Below are 14,790 nucleotides of genomic sequence, written 5' to 3'. Positions count from 1 at the left end.
TTTAAAAACAAGTGAAAAATTGTAAAAAAGCAACCTTAACTTTAATAAATGAATCAAAAAAACACATAATACCAAATGAATTTTAAAATGATTGGTAATAAATTTGAATTATTTTTTCTTTAGATGTGATAAAAAACATATGCATAGCCTAGTTATGGTCATGTTTTTTATTGAAATATAAAGGTAATAGTAATCGAAGATTCTTGAACTCCTATTATAAGAATAAATGATAGTGAGCTAAACGGATTTAACCTGTTGTTTTGAAGTTTATTTGGTATAATTATAACTTCTTGCTTTTCGTCCTTTTTCTTAAAATTTTTCGTCAAAAGGTAAATTTTAACCATTATTTATTGTTTTATTAACTTTTTATTAGGATTTTTGGCATTGACTAATTCAAATAATTATAAAATGAAAACAAAGTTTAGTGGAATGCTAACGCTATTACTAGCGTTAGTAGTGCAACTTGCGTTTGCACAAGAAAAGACAATTTCAGGTACAGTTTCAGATGATTCTGGCCTACCTTTGCCTGGAGCAACTGTCTTAGTTAAAGGTACTAGTTCTGGTACATCTTCAGATTTCGATGGAAAGTATTCAATTAGAGCAAGTCAAGGGGCTACTCTTGTATTCAGTTTTGTTGGATATACGACTATTGAAGCTACTGTTGGTGCTACCAACACAGTCAATGTAACATTACAAGAAGACACAGAAGCATTAGAAGAAGTTGTAGTTACAGCACTCGGTATTAAAAGAGAAAGAAAGTCGCTCGGCTCAGCAATCACTACTCTAGATAGTGAAGCTGTAAATAAAGGTGCACAAACAAACATATCAGATGCTATTAAAGGTAAAGTTGCTGGTGTTGTTATTTCTAATGCAAGTACAGATCCTGGAGCTTCATCTGGTGTTATAATTAGGGGGTTTAGCTCACTTAGTGCAAGCAACCAACCTCTTTATATTATTGATGGAGTCCCCATTAATAATAATTCAAGATCAAGTCAAGAAAACTCAAATAGTGCTGTCGATGGTTTAAATAGAACTTATGACTTCGGTAATGGTGCTAGCGATATTAATCCAGAAAACATTGAATCAATTTCGATACTAAAAGGTGCTTCGAGTACGGCACTTTATGGTTCAAGAGCTGCAAATGGTGTTATAATAATAACCACGAAAAGAGGCAATAAGGACAAATTAAGTATCGATTTCACAACTCAAGCAACATTCTCAGACCTGTTAAGAGCGCCTAACTACCAAAAACAATTTGGACAAGGTTGGGACGGTCAACACTTTTTAGGGGAAAATGGTTCTTGGGGTCCACGTTTTAATGACGAAATTCTGGTTTGGGGTAATGTTGTCAACAATGCTCAAAAAATTAAACGATATTCGTTCCAAGAAGATCAATGGAAGAATTTCTTCGACATAGGTACTGCCTATAATACAAACTTAGCAATATCAGGTGGTTCTGGTAATACAACAGGAAGGGTTGCTTTTAACAACACAACTGCTGATGGTATTTTTCCAACAAGCAATGATTCTAATGAAAGAAATACAGTTACAGTAGCTTTTAATTCTGAAATAGATTTTTTAACTTTTGGAGGTACCTTAAATTATATAGCCACTCAAGGTAAAGGTATACAAGGTGGTCAAGGAGTATCTGTGATTAACAACTTAATGCAAATACCAACTGATTTTAATATTAATGAATTTAAAGATTACAAAAATGATCCTTTTAATAATATAGACAATTATTATACACCATTTGGTATTACAAATCCTTATTTTACATTAAATGAAGACGGAGCTCGTTACAATAAAGAAAGAGTTTTTGGATCTTTTGATGTGAATGCAAAAATTACAGATTGGGTAAGCCTTACCTATCGACTAGGTATAGACCAATCCTCAGATTACACAAGACTTTGGAATGCTATTATTGATGCTACACCAGGTAGCCCTAATGATGGCACTACAACTGAACAGCCTGGTTTTTATGGAGAATATCAAAATTCGGTAAAACAAATAAATCATGATTTATTGTTAAACTTTAATTTTGACATTGATGAAAAAATAAACGTGAGTTCTGCGTTTGGTTTTAATTACAACGATAGATACAATACGAGCAATAGTGCATCGGTTGCATCTCAGGATATTCCAGATTTTTTCTCATTATCTAATTCTGCCAGTCCCGTTAATGCTGTTTCTTCTATATCTAAAAGAAGATTATACGGTATCTTCAATTCATCAACATTTAGTTTTAATAATATGCTATTTATTACTGCAAATGTTAGAAATGACTGGTATTCTACTTTGCCTAAGGAAAATAGATCTGTGCTCTATGGTGGCGTAAATGCCTCTTGGTTATTAACAGAAACTTTTCCAGGAATTAAAAATGTCCTCAGTTATGGAAAAATTAGAGCAGGTTATGGAGAAACAGGTGTAGATACAGATCCTTATCAAATTGATCCTGTTAATATTGCAGGTAATATTGACAATCAAGGATTTAGAGACCTTGTATTTCCTGTAGGCGGTGTAAATGCTTTTGAAGTTGGAAACAGAGCTGGAAACCCAGACTTAAAACCGGAAAGAAGAAAAGAGCTAGAAATTGGTGCTGAGCTTTCGTTCCTAAAAAATCGTATCAGTATAGATTTTGCTTACTATGACGCAACTGTTGAAGATCAAATTTTAAGTTTACCACTAGCTTCTACATCTGGTTTTACAAACCAAACAGCTAATATTGGTACTATATCTAATAAAGGATACGAAGCGCTTGTAACTTTAGGTCTTTTTAGAAATAGTCAAGGCTTCAACTGGGATATGATTTTTAATTATGCAACAAACGATGCTATTTTAGAAGAATTGGATCCTAGAGTTGAACAAATAGCTTTAGGAGGCTTAAGTACAATTAGCCTTGTGGCAAGACAAGGAGAACCTTTAGCTTTAATTGAAGGCAGCGTACCATTAAGAGACCCTAATGGTAATATTGTTGTTGATGGTGATGGGGTTCCAATTGCATCTCCCGAAAAAGAAGTTTATGGAGATACTCAATACGATTATACCTTAGGTATTACAAATAACTTCTCTTACAAAGGGTTTTCATTTGGATTTACTTTCGATATAAGACAAGGTGGTTTAATGTTTAGCCGTACAGCTAGTAATAGTCGTTTTACAGGAAACTCTATCACAACAACTATAAATGACAGAAACCCATACATAGTTCCTGGGTCTGTTCAAAGTGTTGTAGACCCCTCAGACCCTAATAGCACCATTTTTGTTGAAAATACAACAGCTATTGATATTGAACATTGGGATGATTATTATAGAGCAACTGCAAACGAGCGTGGGGATGTTATCGATAAATCTTTTGTAAAGTTAAGAGAAGTTACTCTTGGATATAATTTCTCTAAGAAATTAATAGAAAAAACACCTTTTGAATCGTTATCAATATCGCTTATAGGTAGAAACTTACTACTATTTACACCGGAGTCAAACCAGTATATAGATCCAGAAGTCTCCACATTTGGTACAGATTTAGAAAGTCTTTTTGGTGAATTTAGTGCAAATCCAAGTACGAGAAGTGCTAGTGTAGTTTTAAGAGCTAAATTTTAACAATAAAAAAATATAAACATGAAAAATATAATGAAATTTCTCTTTTTCTTCATACTGATTACAGCATGTCAAGAAAATTTGGATATAAATGACAATCCCAACACTCCTGTAAATGTTGACAAAAGTTTTGTGCTAACAGCAGCACAAGCTTCCTTGGCAAATGGTATTGGTGGTCAACTAACAAATTTAGGTGGCTTTTTGGCTCAATACCATACACAACCACCTAGTGCTTCTCAATATGTAAATATTGACACTTACAATATGAATATTGATTTTTCCGATCGATTATGGAACGAACTTTGGGCGGGCTGTTTAAATGATTTAAAGTTTGTTTTAGAAGAGTCTGATGAACAGAATGATACAGGAACTTATCTTATTGCAACACTATTGAGAGTTTATACTTTTCAATTATTAACAGATCTATATGGTGATATTCCTTACTCGGAAGCCTTACTTGGATCTGAAAACATTACCCCAAATCCCGATTCGGGGAGTGATATTTACGCTGGAATTATTGCTGAGTTAGACAATGCAGTGGATAAATACAATAATGACCCTGTAGCGTCTAATGTTGGTGCTCAAGATGCTATATATAATGCCGATATGGATGAGTGGATTAGATTTGCCAACACATTAAAATTAAAGTTATATATAAGAATGGCATATACTTCACAAGCAAATTCAGCTGTAGTAAATTCATTATTGGCAGACGATAATTTTATTACAACAGATGCTAAATTTGCTTTATATGAAGATGCTATTGACAAAGCCAATCCATTTTACGATGTTCAGATCGATCGTCTAGGAGATGTGAATAATATTGCCAGTAATTCTTTACTTCAGTTTTTACAGGCTTATGCAGATCCTAGAATAGATGCGATATACAGAAAAAATTCTGGTGGAATTCATTTAGCAATTGATCAAGGCGATAGAGGTAACTACACATCAGATGTTGCTTCAGATTTTTCTAGACCTAATGTAATAGCTACTTCCCCTGTGTATTTAATGACAGTTGCCGAAAGCAATTTTCTACAAGCTGAAGCATTAATACGTTACTCTTCAGGTGCGGGAGCTAAAGCAAAATATGATGCTGGTGTATTAAATTCATTTTTACTTTACGGTGAAGATGCCGCAACAGCAGATAGTTTTACAACTACTGGAGGTAGTTACGAGTATACGTCATCTGGAAATATTGAAAATGATATAAGACAAGTAATTATTCAAAAATGGGTGTCTTTAGCTTATGTCAATAATATTGAAGGTTTCTTTGAAACAAATAGAACCCTATATCCAGAAACAGTAGCTTTGGGAGACGAAGATTATACTGTTGGAAATTTTGTAGCATCTGAAAGCTCTGTTTTAACAGGTACACAAACTCCAAATACTATATTTTATCCAGATACTGAAACTACAAAGAACCCAAACATTGTTCAAAAAACGTCAATTACCGAAAAAGTGTGGTGGGATCAAAAATAAGAAGAAAACATTATTAACATAATATATACAATATAATGAAAATAAAAAATAAAATTATAGGAATATCTTCCTTACTTTGCTTGTTAATTTTAGCTTCATGTTCAGAAGCTAAATTAATTGGGTCTGAAGTAACAATATTCCCTAGCTTTGAGATTGAAGAGCCTTATACGATCATTCAAACAGGTTCTTCATTTACAGATTCTGGAGTTAAAGCATTATCTGGTACAGACGAGTTACCTTTTACAACATCCGGAACTGTTAATACTGCCACCCCTGGTGTTTATAAACTGGATTATTCCGCCACTAATGCTGACGGTTTTGATGGAACTGCCTTTAGATATGTAATTGTTGTAGATGACCCTGACTTTATTAAAACTAGTGATTTAAGTGGGAGTTACACAAGAGACACCAATTCCGCACATGTAATGACCTTAACAAAGGTTGCCGACGGAGTTTATCATGCAGATGATGTTTTACCAACAAACAACATAGCTGTATTTGTATTTCATGTTTCAGGCACAGAAGTTATCATACCAAGACAGTCAAGTCGTTTTGGAGATATTGTTGTTGATCCTAGTGATGTATCTGATAGTAGTGGAACCATATCAGGAGGAGGAGATATATCTCTTAATACGTTTATTGGGTGCTGTGGAATCTTCGCCCGTAATTTTCTCAAAGATTAACTAAAATAAAAAAATCATGAAAAATCACTTAAAATATATTCTTATATTAACTCTTGCCTTCTCTTTATTTAATTCTTGTGAAGAAGATGGATATGAAGATTTTACTGTTGAAAAAACAGGGGTTATTGAGTTATCTGGAGATTGGTACGTTGAAACCTTTTTAGAAGGGAATAAAATAATTGACTACGAAGTTATAACCACTTCAAATACAGCAAATGACAACTCAGCGATTCAAATATTTGACCATGAACATATATGGACATTTAATGTTGCTGTTCCTGCTAACTCCCAAAATTTAACTTTTGAAGGATCTGGTTTAGCCAGTGACGTGGATGGGTACGAGATCACAGTAGACATTACTAATGGAAAAGTTGAAAAGAATGCTACTGTTACATCTGGAACTAATTTACCCGCTGATTTAATTTCTTTTGATGCTGAATTTTCTGACGACCCAGGAAACGTCTATCATATTGAAGGTTATAAACGTAGTGGCTATTTAGAAGATGAACATTAGTCACTATTTGTTTAATTAAAAAAACCACCTCAGTAGAGGTGGTTTTTTTATACCTTTACCCCAATGGAAAACCAAACACAAATATTCGGTATTAGAGCTATTATAGAAGCTATTAATGCAGGTGAAACAATAGACAAGGTGTTTCTTCAAAAAGGACTAAAAGGTGAGCTTTTTAGCGAATTGGAAACTATTTTAAGAAAAAAAGCAATAAACACTTCTTACGTACCTGTCGAAAAACTGAACAGACTTACTAGAAAAAACCACCAAGGTGCCGTTGCTCAAATTTCTCCAATTGAGTTTCATGACATTGAAACGTTGGTTTTAAATACCACAGAGTCTGGTAAAGCCCCTTTATTTTTACTCTTAGATCAATTAAGCGATGTTCGTAATTTTGGGGCTATTATACGTACCGCAGAATGTACTGGTGTTGATGGTATTATTATTCAAAAAAAAGGGGGTGCACCTGTAAATGGCGATACTATTAAAACAAGTGCTGGTGCTGTTTTTAAAGTGCCTATTTGCAAAGTTGATCATATTAAAGATGCTGTATTTTACATGCAGGCATCTGGTATCAATGTTATCGCCGCTACCGAAAAAACAGATAACATGTTATATGATGTTTCTTTTAAAGAGCCCTGTGCTATTATTATGGGGTCTGAAGGTAGAGGTATTAACCCGTCTATATTAAAAGTTGTTGATACCAAAGCAAAACTGCCCATATTGGGTGACATTGAGTCTTTAAATGTTTCTGTTGCTTGCGGTGCTTTTTTATATGAAGTAGTGAGGCAGAGGATGGTTGTCGATTGAGGATTGAGGATTGACGATTGAGGATTGACGATTGAGGATTGAGGATTGAGGATTGAGGATTGACGAAGTTGGAAGTTGGAAGTTATTGACAATATATTATTTTTTGTCTTTTGGTTCTTCTTTATAAATATAATGGATCTTTGTTTGCTCCTCCTCTGTTTCGATATGCTCTATAAAATTGCCGTCTTTATCAAAGTGTTTTAAAAAAGGATCGTCCTCTTCATTATAACTTTCCTGCTCCCAAACATATTTTTTTGGCTTAGCAATCTCTTTTCTAAAGAAAAAGGCAAATAATAAGCCTGTAACCAAACCAGACAGATGGCCTTCCCATGATATACCTTCTTTCACAGGAGCTGCATACCACAACATGCTTCCATAAAGGAAAATAACCAAAAGCGATAATGCTATCAGCCTAAAATGTTTGGCAAATACCCCCTTAAAAAAGGTAAAACTCACTAAAACATAAATAAGCCCGCTTGCCCCTATATGATACGATGGTCTTCCTATACACCAAGTTAAAAATCCAGAAAATAAAATCCCGAATAACACAACCCTCCAGGCAATGGGTTTGTAGAAATAAAACAACGCCATGGAGAGTACAAACAATGGAATCGTATTGTGATAAATGTGCTGTATATCTCCATGAATAAAAGGACTCAAAATAACCCCTCTTAACCCTTTTAAAGTTTGGGGGTATACACCATATCTGCTAAAATTAAAACCAAAACGTACTTCAAACCAAAATACCAACCAAATGGCTAGTACAAAAAAAACAGGGTATATAATAACGCCTGTTGAGAATTTAAAATGGTCATCCTGCATCATTTTATAAATTTAACTAGTCTATATCAAATAATCGACCAAAAAGAGCGTATATGTTAGATTGTCACCTTTTATTTATAAATCATCTGAATGTCCGTAATCATACATAATGATATTTTTGTCATTCTGAACGAAGTGAAAAATATAATATATTGATTTTGTGATCCCTCGAGATCCCTCGTTTCCTCGGGATGACAAAATCAATATATTTTTAGGTTTATGACATATTACGGTCTATCAATAAATTATTATTAAAAATATCCGCAATAAGATTCCTGCCTTCGCAGGAATTCTTTTAATTTTACATTATGAATGAACCTTTAGCTGAACGTTTAAGACCAAAAACACTGACTGACTATGTGAGTCAGAATCACTTGGTTGGTAAACAGGGTAGCTTAACACAGCATATAAAACAAGGCTTGATTCCTTCAATGATTTTCTGGGGACCGCCAGGTACGGGAAAAACAACACTTGCTAATATCATTGCTTCAGAATCCGGTAGACCCTTTTATACACTTAGCGCCATAAATTCAGGCGTTAAAGATATTCGGGACGTCATTGAGAAAGCTAAACAAAGTGGTGGGTTATTTACTACAAAAAACCCTATTTTGTTCATTGATGAAATTCATAGATTTAGTAAGTCTCAACAAGACTCTTTGTTACAAGCAGTAGAAAAAGGTTGGATTACGTTAATTGGTGCGACTACCGAAAACCCTAGTTTTGAAGTTATTTCGGCACTTTTATCCCGCTGTCAGATTTATATTTTAAATGCATTCAATAAAAACGATTTAGAGACGCTTTTAAAACGTGCCATTGAAAAAGATGAACATATTTCCAAAAAAACGATCAAGCTAGAAGAAACAAATGCCCTTATAAGGCTTTCTGGCGGTGATGCCAGAAAGCTACTTAATATTTTTGAGCTTATTGTAAATTCTTATGAGTCCAATAAAATAACCATTACCGATAAATCCGTTTTGGAAAGGATTCAAAGTAATACCGTTCATTATGATAAAACTGGTGAACAGCATTACGATATTATTTCGGCATTTATAAAATCAATACGGGGCAGCGATCCAAATGCCGCAGTATATTGGCTAGCCCGTATGGTGGAAGGCGGTGAAGACGTAAAGTTTATTGCACGACGGTTACTCATTTTAGCTAGTGAAGATATAGGTAATGCCAATCCAACTGCCTTAGTCATAGCTAACAATACATTTCAAGCAGTTTCTACAATCGGCTATCCAGAATCTAGAATTATATTAAGCCAGTGCGCTACTTATTTAGCATGCTCCCCTAAAAGCAATGCAGCCTATAAAGCTATTGGTAAAGCACAGCAATTGGTCAAAGAAACAGGTGACTTGTCGGTCCCTTTGGAAATAAGGAATGCACCTACCAAATTAATGAAAGAATTGGGTTATGGAGATAATTATAAATATGCTCATAATTACGATCTCAACTTTGCCAATCAGGAGTTCCTACCAGATGAAATTAAAAACACAAAATTTTACGAGCCAGGAAACAATGCTCGTGAGAATGCTCACAAAGAGTTCTTAAAACAGCGCTGGAAAGATAAATATGGGTATTAGTATTTGTTGTTAGTTGCTGGTCACTGCCTACTGATCACTGCCTACTGCCTACTCCTCACTGCCCACTGCCCACTGCTCACTGCTCACTGCTCACTAAAACTAGAATTTAATATTTAAAACCTCCTGTTTTAAGATATTATTTGAATAGTATTCAATAACCCAACTATCTCCTTTTTTATAAATAATAGCACTTGCATTTTCTACTAAAAACACATGATCCAGTTTAGTTTGTTTGATTCGGTAAACTACTTTTGGGGAGCTATCGACCAATTGAAAACCATTTTCGATTTCTTGAGCGTATAACACCCCAGATAATACCTCTTCTATGCCGGCACCCATAGTATTTTCTTTTTTGATTGAAGGCACTACTACTTCAGTTTTTGATTCGGGCTCAATTGCTTTCGGCTCATTGGCAACTATTTCTGCTTCTTTTTCTTTTTTAAGATTTTGAATCTCTTGTTTTAATTGCTCAATCTCCTGTGTTACTTCATTCTTTACATCTGTTCTTGGAGTTTGTAAAGCCGTTGTGTTTTCATTAGGCACATATTTATAATTAAGGGCCTCTATGGATTTAAAAGCAGCTCTTAAAGCCCCTGCATAAGATCTAGCATAATCCTTTTCTCTACTGACTCCCAACTCTGATGTATAAATTAATTGATCATTACAATCTTTAAGCGCTACTGTTAATTTAGTTTTAAACATACCTGGGTCCTTTATAACATCAGATCTTAATGCCAAGCACCTATTTCTAGCTAAATCCTCTGGATAAGTACTTCCTTCCATCAAAGCTTCAAACCCGTATTTCTCAAATAAAAACTGCGCTAATGAATTTAATTGATATTGGTCTTTCTCCTTTAAAAAATCAAATTTATTAGGAACAATCACATATTTATAATCATTTAAATTTGATTGTGAAAAAACAGTAGTGACCATAAAACAGGCTATAATCACTGAAAAAAATTTAGTCTTCATTTTTATTAAATATATAGTTAAACCCTAACTGTAAAGATACACTTTGTGCGTTATATATGTTTTTTAATTCCAAAAAATTGTCTGCCATGATATAAAAATTTAGGCCTCCCAAGTTAGCAGATACTCCTAAACCTATGTTATTTGCAGAATAAGAATCTATCGTATAGGTCGTTTTAATCTGTAAGCCATTAAACAAACGCCTGTAATAATATGCTGTTAACGCCAATTGAGGTTGCTTAGGTCTGCTCATCGCAAATAATTGTAATCCTATGCTGTTTTGATAACTATTTTCGCTTCTTGTACAATTACAATCTTCGTATCCTTTTTTACCAAAAGCATAATTCAATGATGTATTAAGTTTTAAGGGGCGCCATGTTATGTACTTAGTAGTGGTAGTATCCAGTTTAAACAAATCCTCAAAGTTATCTTCAATTTCACTCCAATACGCTTCGGCTGTTTGCACATTTCCCGTATCGGGGAAAATAGGGTTTATGCCTTCAAAGACATAGTCACCTTCTATTTTGTAATTTTCAACATCTTTTGTATGACTTATAAAACCTATATCCAATAGACTGGCATCCCAGATCCATTGTTCATTTAACCGACGTGTAAAGCCAATATCGAATCCCAGTCCTAGATTTCCACCAAATAAGATACGTCTTTTTAAATCTTTAACAACAGCATCAGAATTAGTATCAGAATCATCATCATCAATTAAACTGGCCAATCCAGAAGTTCTAAGTTCTAAATCTAAATTAAAGATATGGTCATAAAAATTGTTTTGTCCAACTACAGTTATAAAACGACCTTGGTTTTTTGTAGATCTTATGTTTGCGATGCTCGAATATATTTTTCCTCTAACTCCAAAAGTAAAATGGTCATTTACTTTTTTATTGTACCCTAGATGTAATACTGAAATAACCTCTGCAGCAACACTTAAATGATGTGCCCTAAAAGGTCTATTGATATTATTTTGATTACCCTCTAAAGCTAAAACCGCAAAATCTTTGGGAAAATACGTTATAAAATCCAATTCTTGGTATAATCCAAAACTTATATATTCGTTCTTTTCATAAGAGCTTCCAAAAGAAAACCCTCCAGAAAGAATTTCCAATTGTTGATTTCCGTTAAAAAAGTCCCTAGGCCCCATACCATAAACAGCATTTTGAAGCTTGGTGTTAAAATCGATACCATCATTTGCAAAAATGTCATAAACGGTACTTCCCGTTATTCCTACATTAGCATGAATATGTGATAGTAATGGAATTCCAAAATACCAATCATTTTTAATGTTCCCGCCTGGATTAAGTAATAAAGACTGTGGTATATCTGAAAACCCATAAAGTAATTGCTTATTTTGTGAAAAGGAAAAATGGCATGAAATGACTATGAAAAGTAAAATGAAACGCCTCATATCTCCTCTCCTATATTCAAATAAAAGACAGCCTTGGATTCTAATTTAATTCTACCTCGTGTTGTTTGATCAATAGGGCCTCCAGGTAAGAGGCTAAGAGTGAATACCAATTTTCTAGTGCTTTTTAAAGCTGTTAAAGTGTCTCCTTCAAATTCTTCTACATGATTTGATAGGACATCACTACCGTCTGATGATGGTGAAACCCGAATCGTGAACGTATGTAATTGCTCCTCTGTGTCGTTAATAAAATCAACTTGTAGTTGAAATCCTTTATTAATTGAATTTGTAGTTTCAAATACAAAGTCTGCCTTAATAAGGTTATCTACTATAAATTCATTGTTAAAAAAATCTATTTTTATGGAGTCCTTGATAGAAATTATTTCCGTGTTATTGAGCAAAAAACTATTAGCTGGCTCGTCAAAAAACACAAGACTCGATTCCATAACAGGGGAAATTTCAAAATCATCTGCTTGGTCAAAATCAATTTCCTTAGTACAGGAAAAAAAAATCAAATATAATATAATGACTAAAAATGAATAATTGACTATCTGTTTCTGCATAGATTAGGTGTCAAGGACAAAATGCTAAAATAAAAAAATTAGTATATTATAAATATTTCTTCAACTGAATTAAATTGTTGATTCGCTTAATATCGTCATCAATAACTGTATTGTGAATATCAAAAAAAACGGCTTCCATACCAATACTTTTTGCACCAAGGATATCTGCCTCATAACTATCACCAACCATAACACTTTGATTACTAACAGAATTAGCTGCTTGTAAAGCGAAGTTAAAAATTTTAGGGTTTGGTTTTTTAACGCCTACCATTTCAGAATTGGTAACTGTTTTAAAATATTTATTAATATTAGACTGGGTTAGTTTCTTATATTGTACTTCATCGAATCCATTAGTAATAATGTGCAAATTATAATTGAGATTTAAATAATCCAGAATCTCAAAAGTATTTTCAAATAGATAATTAAACCTTGTTAAATGAGTAATATAATCATCCGACAATTTATAAATCATTGTTTCTTCGACCTGATAACCAATGGCAGAAAAAGCATCATTTAATCTTCCAAAACGCAAGGCCATTTTTCCTATTTTCTCTTCTCGGTACAGTTTCCAGTAGTTTAAATTTATAGGCTTATAATGATACAAAAAGTCATTGACGTCAATATCAATATGGTTCAATTTTAATATCTTATCAAACGTTAACGCAGAGTTTTTATCAAAATCCCATAGGGTATGGTCTAAATCAAAAAACACATCTGTAATACCTTTAATTTTCATTTGTTTCATTTGCAGATTCTAAAATAATATTAAATAACTCTTTAAACCCATACCACTGTTTTTCTGTACTAAAAGTATAATTATGAAATATCGGAACAAACGTTCCATTGACCTTCTTTACCTCATGGATAATTTCATTTACAACTTTCTTTTTGTCCAATAGGGAATGTGTTTTTAATAGGGCATAATCCATAAGATGGTACGAGTAAATCTTTAAAGGGGTCTGTACTTCGTAGTCTAAATCATAAAAGAAGAAAGGCGTACAGGATCCTGCTCTAAAACCTATATAATTTACATACCCCATAGTATAATCTTCTTGAATTTCTAACGCTATAAGGTTTCTGTACGATTCTGGTAAATTAAGCCTCGAAAAAGATTGCCTGGAAGCTTTTAATGTGGTATTTAAAATGTCTTCCATCCGTAATTTTTCTTTCTTCAAAATTGCTATCTCCTCAATAGCAAAATAAGATGTTTTTAAACCTACAGTGCAATAATCGGCAACGTGCTTTATAAGTGAAGCAAACTTCTTCTTATTGGGGCTAATGCCTTTATCGTAAGTAGAATAATCACCTATCAAGAAAAAGAATAAAAACTTAAACTTAGTGTGCTTTTGCTTATTTATTATATATTTAAAAGTATCAAACGGATCATGCATAAAGCCAAGAATGACCATACATCTAATATACAAGTTCTTAAATCTAAATCTAAATATGTCCTTTACTAGACCTCCAAGTGTTCTCATAATACCTTTCAGCCTAAAATTATAGGCATTGGGGACATCAATAATGGGTTTGATAGTATAGTTTTTTTCAGGAAACTTAAATTCCGGGAATTGCGCTTGTAAAGCATCTTTAAATTTGTACGCCCAAATATCAACCACAGGTTGATGTAAAAATCCGTGTTTATAAGCTAAACTTTCCGCTGCGGTAAAACGACCAAATTCATCTTTTACATGTGGAAAATATTCTTCGTAACGGGATAATAAATAAAAAGAAGCTGCAAAAATATCGAAAGGAATGGCCCCCTTATCTCCGTTAAAAAAGAAGCATTTTGTATTTTCCCAATCATGAATATTAATATCCAGATCACTTAATCCTTGCTCAAACAATATATCATGGCTTTTAACAAAAAACTCATTCCCAAGTTGTTGTTTTGTGTAAGACATCTTTAGACTATCGTGTGCAATAAATTCTTCTATTTTGGTAGTAAACTCTACTTTAACACCTAAAATTCTAATACAAATGTGTTTGAAAACATACTTTAATCGAGGCGATATTTTATGAGTATAAACTAACAGCATATTTTTAGTAAACAGTTTTTAGTAGCAGTGAGTAGCTTAAGATTTATTATTAAAAAATTCATTAATTTTTATAAATTCCAATTGAAGTGGTTTAAACTACCCTGCCAAGCTGGGCACATGTTTTTTGATTGAAGCGAAAAATAACAATTTCCTGCCTACCAGTAAGCAGGCATTCCCAAAATAAAGGCTTTTTTGAACTGCATAGCTTCGCTACGGCGTAATAAAAAGACAAAATATGGGGATAAAAGAGAGCTTTACAACCAATTATAAAAAGTTTAAACCATTTCATTATAAAAACACCAAATTACAAACACAAAATACCC

At 33.3% G+C, this 14,790-nt stretch carries 12 protein-coding genes; 6 read left to right on the top strand and 6 right to left on the bottom strand.

Annotation, left to right across the window (positions count from 1 at the left end):
• The first annotated feature begins 408 nt into the window (after nucleotides 1-408).
• From PQO00_RS10470 to rlmB, 5 genes are all read left to right on the top strand, one after another.
• Nucleotides 409-3,597, top strand: a complete 3,189-nt coding sequence (locus tag PQO00_RS10470) for a SusC/RagA family TonB-linked outer membrane protein (protein ID WP_274184804.1) — start codon at nucleotides 409-411, stop codon at nucleotides 3,595-3,597.
• A gap of 18 nt (nucleotides 3,598-3,615) precedes the next feature.
• Nucleotides 3,616-5,073 (top strand): SusD/RagB family nutrient-binding outer membrane lipoprotein, encoded by a 1,458-nt coding sequence (locus PQO00_RS10465; protein ID WP_274184803.1) that lies wholly within the window; start codon nucleotides 3,616-3,618, stop codon nucleotides 5,071-5,073.
• A 35-nt stretch (nucleotides 5,074-5,108) separates the two neighbouring features.
• Nucleotides 5,109-5,756, top strand: coding sequence for an immunoglobulin-like domain-containing protein (locus PQO00_RS10460; protein ID WP_274184802.1), 648 nt, complete (start codon nucleotides 5,109-5,111; stop codon nucleotides 5,754-5,756).
• A gap of 16 nt (nucleotides 5,757-5,772) precedes the next feature.
• Nucleotides 5,773-6,270, top strand: coding sequence for a lipid-binding protein (locus PQO00_RS10455; RefSeq protein WP_274184801.1), 498 nt, complete (start codon nucleotides 5,773-5,775; stop codon nucleotides 6,268-6,270).
• A gap of 63 nt (nucleotides 6,271-6,333) precedes the next feature.
• Nucleotides 6,334-7,077: a 23S rRNA (guanosine(2251)-2'-O)-methyltransferase RlmB gene (gene rlmB, locus PQO00_RS10450; protein WP_274184800.1), complete on the top strand. Its 744-nt coding sequence runs from the start codon at nucleotides 6,334-6,336 to the stop codon at nucleotides 7,075-7,077.
• Between the two features lie 96 nt (nucleotides 7,078-7,173).
• Here the strand turns inward: rlmB and PQO00_RS10445 are convergent, their stop codons facing one another.
• The gene (locus tag PQO00_RS10445) at nucleotides 7,174-7,902 is read right to left on the bottom strand and encodes a rhomboid family intramembrane serine protease (RefSeq protein ID WP_274184799.1); all 729 of its coding nucleotides are present in this window, start codon (nucleotides 7,900-7,902) and stop codon (nucleotides 7,174-7,176) included.
• A gap of 305 nt (nucleotides 7,903-8,207) precedes the next feature.
• Between PQO00_RS10445 and PQO00_RS10440 the strand changes: the two genes are divergently transcribed.
• On the top strand, nucleotides 8,208-9,485 hold the full coding sequence (locus PQO00_RS10440) for a replication-associated recombination protein A (protein WP_274184798.1): 1,278 nt from the start codon (nucleotides 8,208-8,210) through the stop codon (nucleotides 9,483-9,485).
• A 99-nt stretch (nucleotides 9,486-9,584) separates the two neighbouring features.
• On the opposite strand, the gene PQO00_RS10435 is transcribed toward PQO00_RS10440, so the two are convergent.
• From PQO00_RS10435 to PQO00_RS10415, 5 genes are read right to left on the bottom strand one after another with little or no spacing between them, the layout of a single operon-like run.
• On the bottom strand, nucleotides 9,585-10,457 hold the full coding sequence (locus PQO00_RS10435) for a hypothetical protein (RefSeq protein WP_274184797.1): 873 nt from the start codon (nucleotides 10,455-10,457) through the stop codon (nucleotides 9,585-9,587).
• A complete protein-coding gene (locus PQO00_RS10430; protein ID WP_274184796.1) occupies nucleotides 10,447-11,871 on the bottom strand; it encodes a DUF5723 family protein in 1,425 nt (474 codons plus the stop codon). The genes PQO00_RS10435 and PQO00_RS10430 overlap by 11 nt, the downstream gene beginning before the upstream one ends.
• Complete coding sequence (locus PQO00_RS10425) at nucleotides 11,868-12,431, bottom strand: hypothetical protein (protein ID WP_274184795.1); 564 nt, start codon at nucleotides 12,429-12,431, stop codon at nucleotides 11,868-11,870. The genes PQO00_RS10430 and PQO00_RS10425 overlap by 4 nt, the downstream gene beginning before the upstream one ends.
• Before the next feature lie 46 nt (nucleotides 12,432-12,477).
• The gene (locus tag PQO00_RS10420; RefSeq protein ID WP_337992838.1) at nucleotides 12,478-13,176 is read right to left on the bottom strand and encodes a YjjG family noncanonical pyrimidine nucleotidase; all 699 of its coding nucleotides are present in this window, start codon (nucleotides 13,174-13,176) and stop codon (nucleotides 12,478-12,480) included.
• A complete protein-coding gene (locus PQO00_RS10415) occupies nucleotides 13,157-14,467 on the bottom strand; it encodes a polysaccharide deacetylase family protein (protein ID WP_274184794.1) in 1,311 nt (436 codons plus the stop codon). The genes PQO00_RS10420 and PQO00_RS10415 overlap by 20 nt, the downstream gene beginning before the upstream one ends.
• Nucleotides 14,468-14,790 lie beyond the last annotated feature (323 nt).

Source organism: Flavivirga sp. 57AJ16 (genome assembly GCF_028736925.1).
Classification (GTDB): domain Bacteria; phylum Bacteroidota; class Bacteroidia; order Flavobacteriales; family Flavobacteriaceae; genus Flavivirga.
Note: the sequence above shows the minus strand (reverse complement) of the source record. Positions and strands in the feature narration are given on the sequence as shown.

Coding starts and splice junctions, on each gene's coding strand:
- PQO00_RS10455 (WP_274184801.1), top strand. CDS start 5,773: ATGAAAAATCACTTAAAATATATTCTTATATTAACTCTTGCCTTCTCT.
- PQO00_RS10425 (WP_274184795.1), bottom strand. CDS start 12,431: ATGCAGAAACAGATAGTCAATTATTCATTTTTAGTCATTATATTATAT.
- PQO00_RS10460 (WP_274184802.1), top strand. CDS start 5,109: ATGAAAATAAAAAATAAAATTATAGGAATATCTTCCTTACTTTGCTTG.
- PQO00_RS10465 (WP_274184803.1), top strand. CDS start 3,616: ATGAAAAATATAATGAAATTTCTCTTTTTCTTCATACTGATTACAGCA.
- PQO00_RS10435 (WP_274184797.1), bottom strand. CDS start 10,457: ATGAAGACTAAATTTTTTTCAGTGATTATAGCCTGTTTTATGGTCACT.
- PQO00_RS10470 (WP_274184804.1), top strand. CDS start 409: ATGAAAACAAAGTTTAGTGGAATGCTAACGCTATTACTAGCGTTAGTA.
- PQO00_RS10430 (WP_274184796.1), bottom strand. CDS start 11,871: ATGAGGCGTTTCATTTTACTTTTCATAGTCATTTCATGCCATTTTTCC.
- PQO00_RS10420 (WP_337992838.1), bottom strand. CDS start 13,176: ATGAAACAAATGAAAATTAAAGGTATTACAGATGTGTTTTTTGATTTA.
- PQO00_RS10440 (WP_274184798.1), top strand. CDS start 8,208: ATGAATGAACCTTTAGCTGAACGTTTAAGACCAAAAACACTGACTGAC.
- rlmB (WP_274184800.1), top strand. CDS start 6,334: ATGGAAAACCAAACACAAATATTCGGTATTAGAGCTATTATAGAAGCT.
- PQO00_RS10445 (WP_274184799.1), bottom strand. CDS start 7,902: ATGATGCAGGATGACCATTTTAAATTCTCAACAGGCGTTATTATATAC.
- PQO00_RS10415 (WP_274184794.1), bottom strand. CDS start 14,467: ATGCTGTTAGTTTATACTCATAAAATATCGCCTCGATTAAAGTATGTT.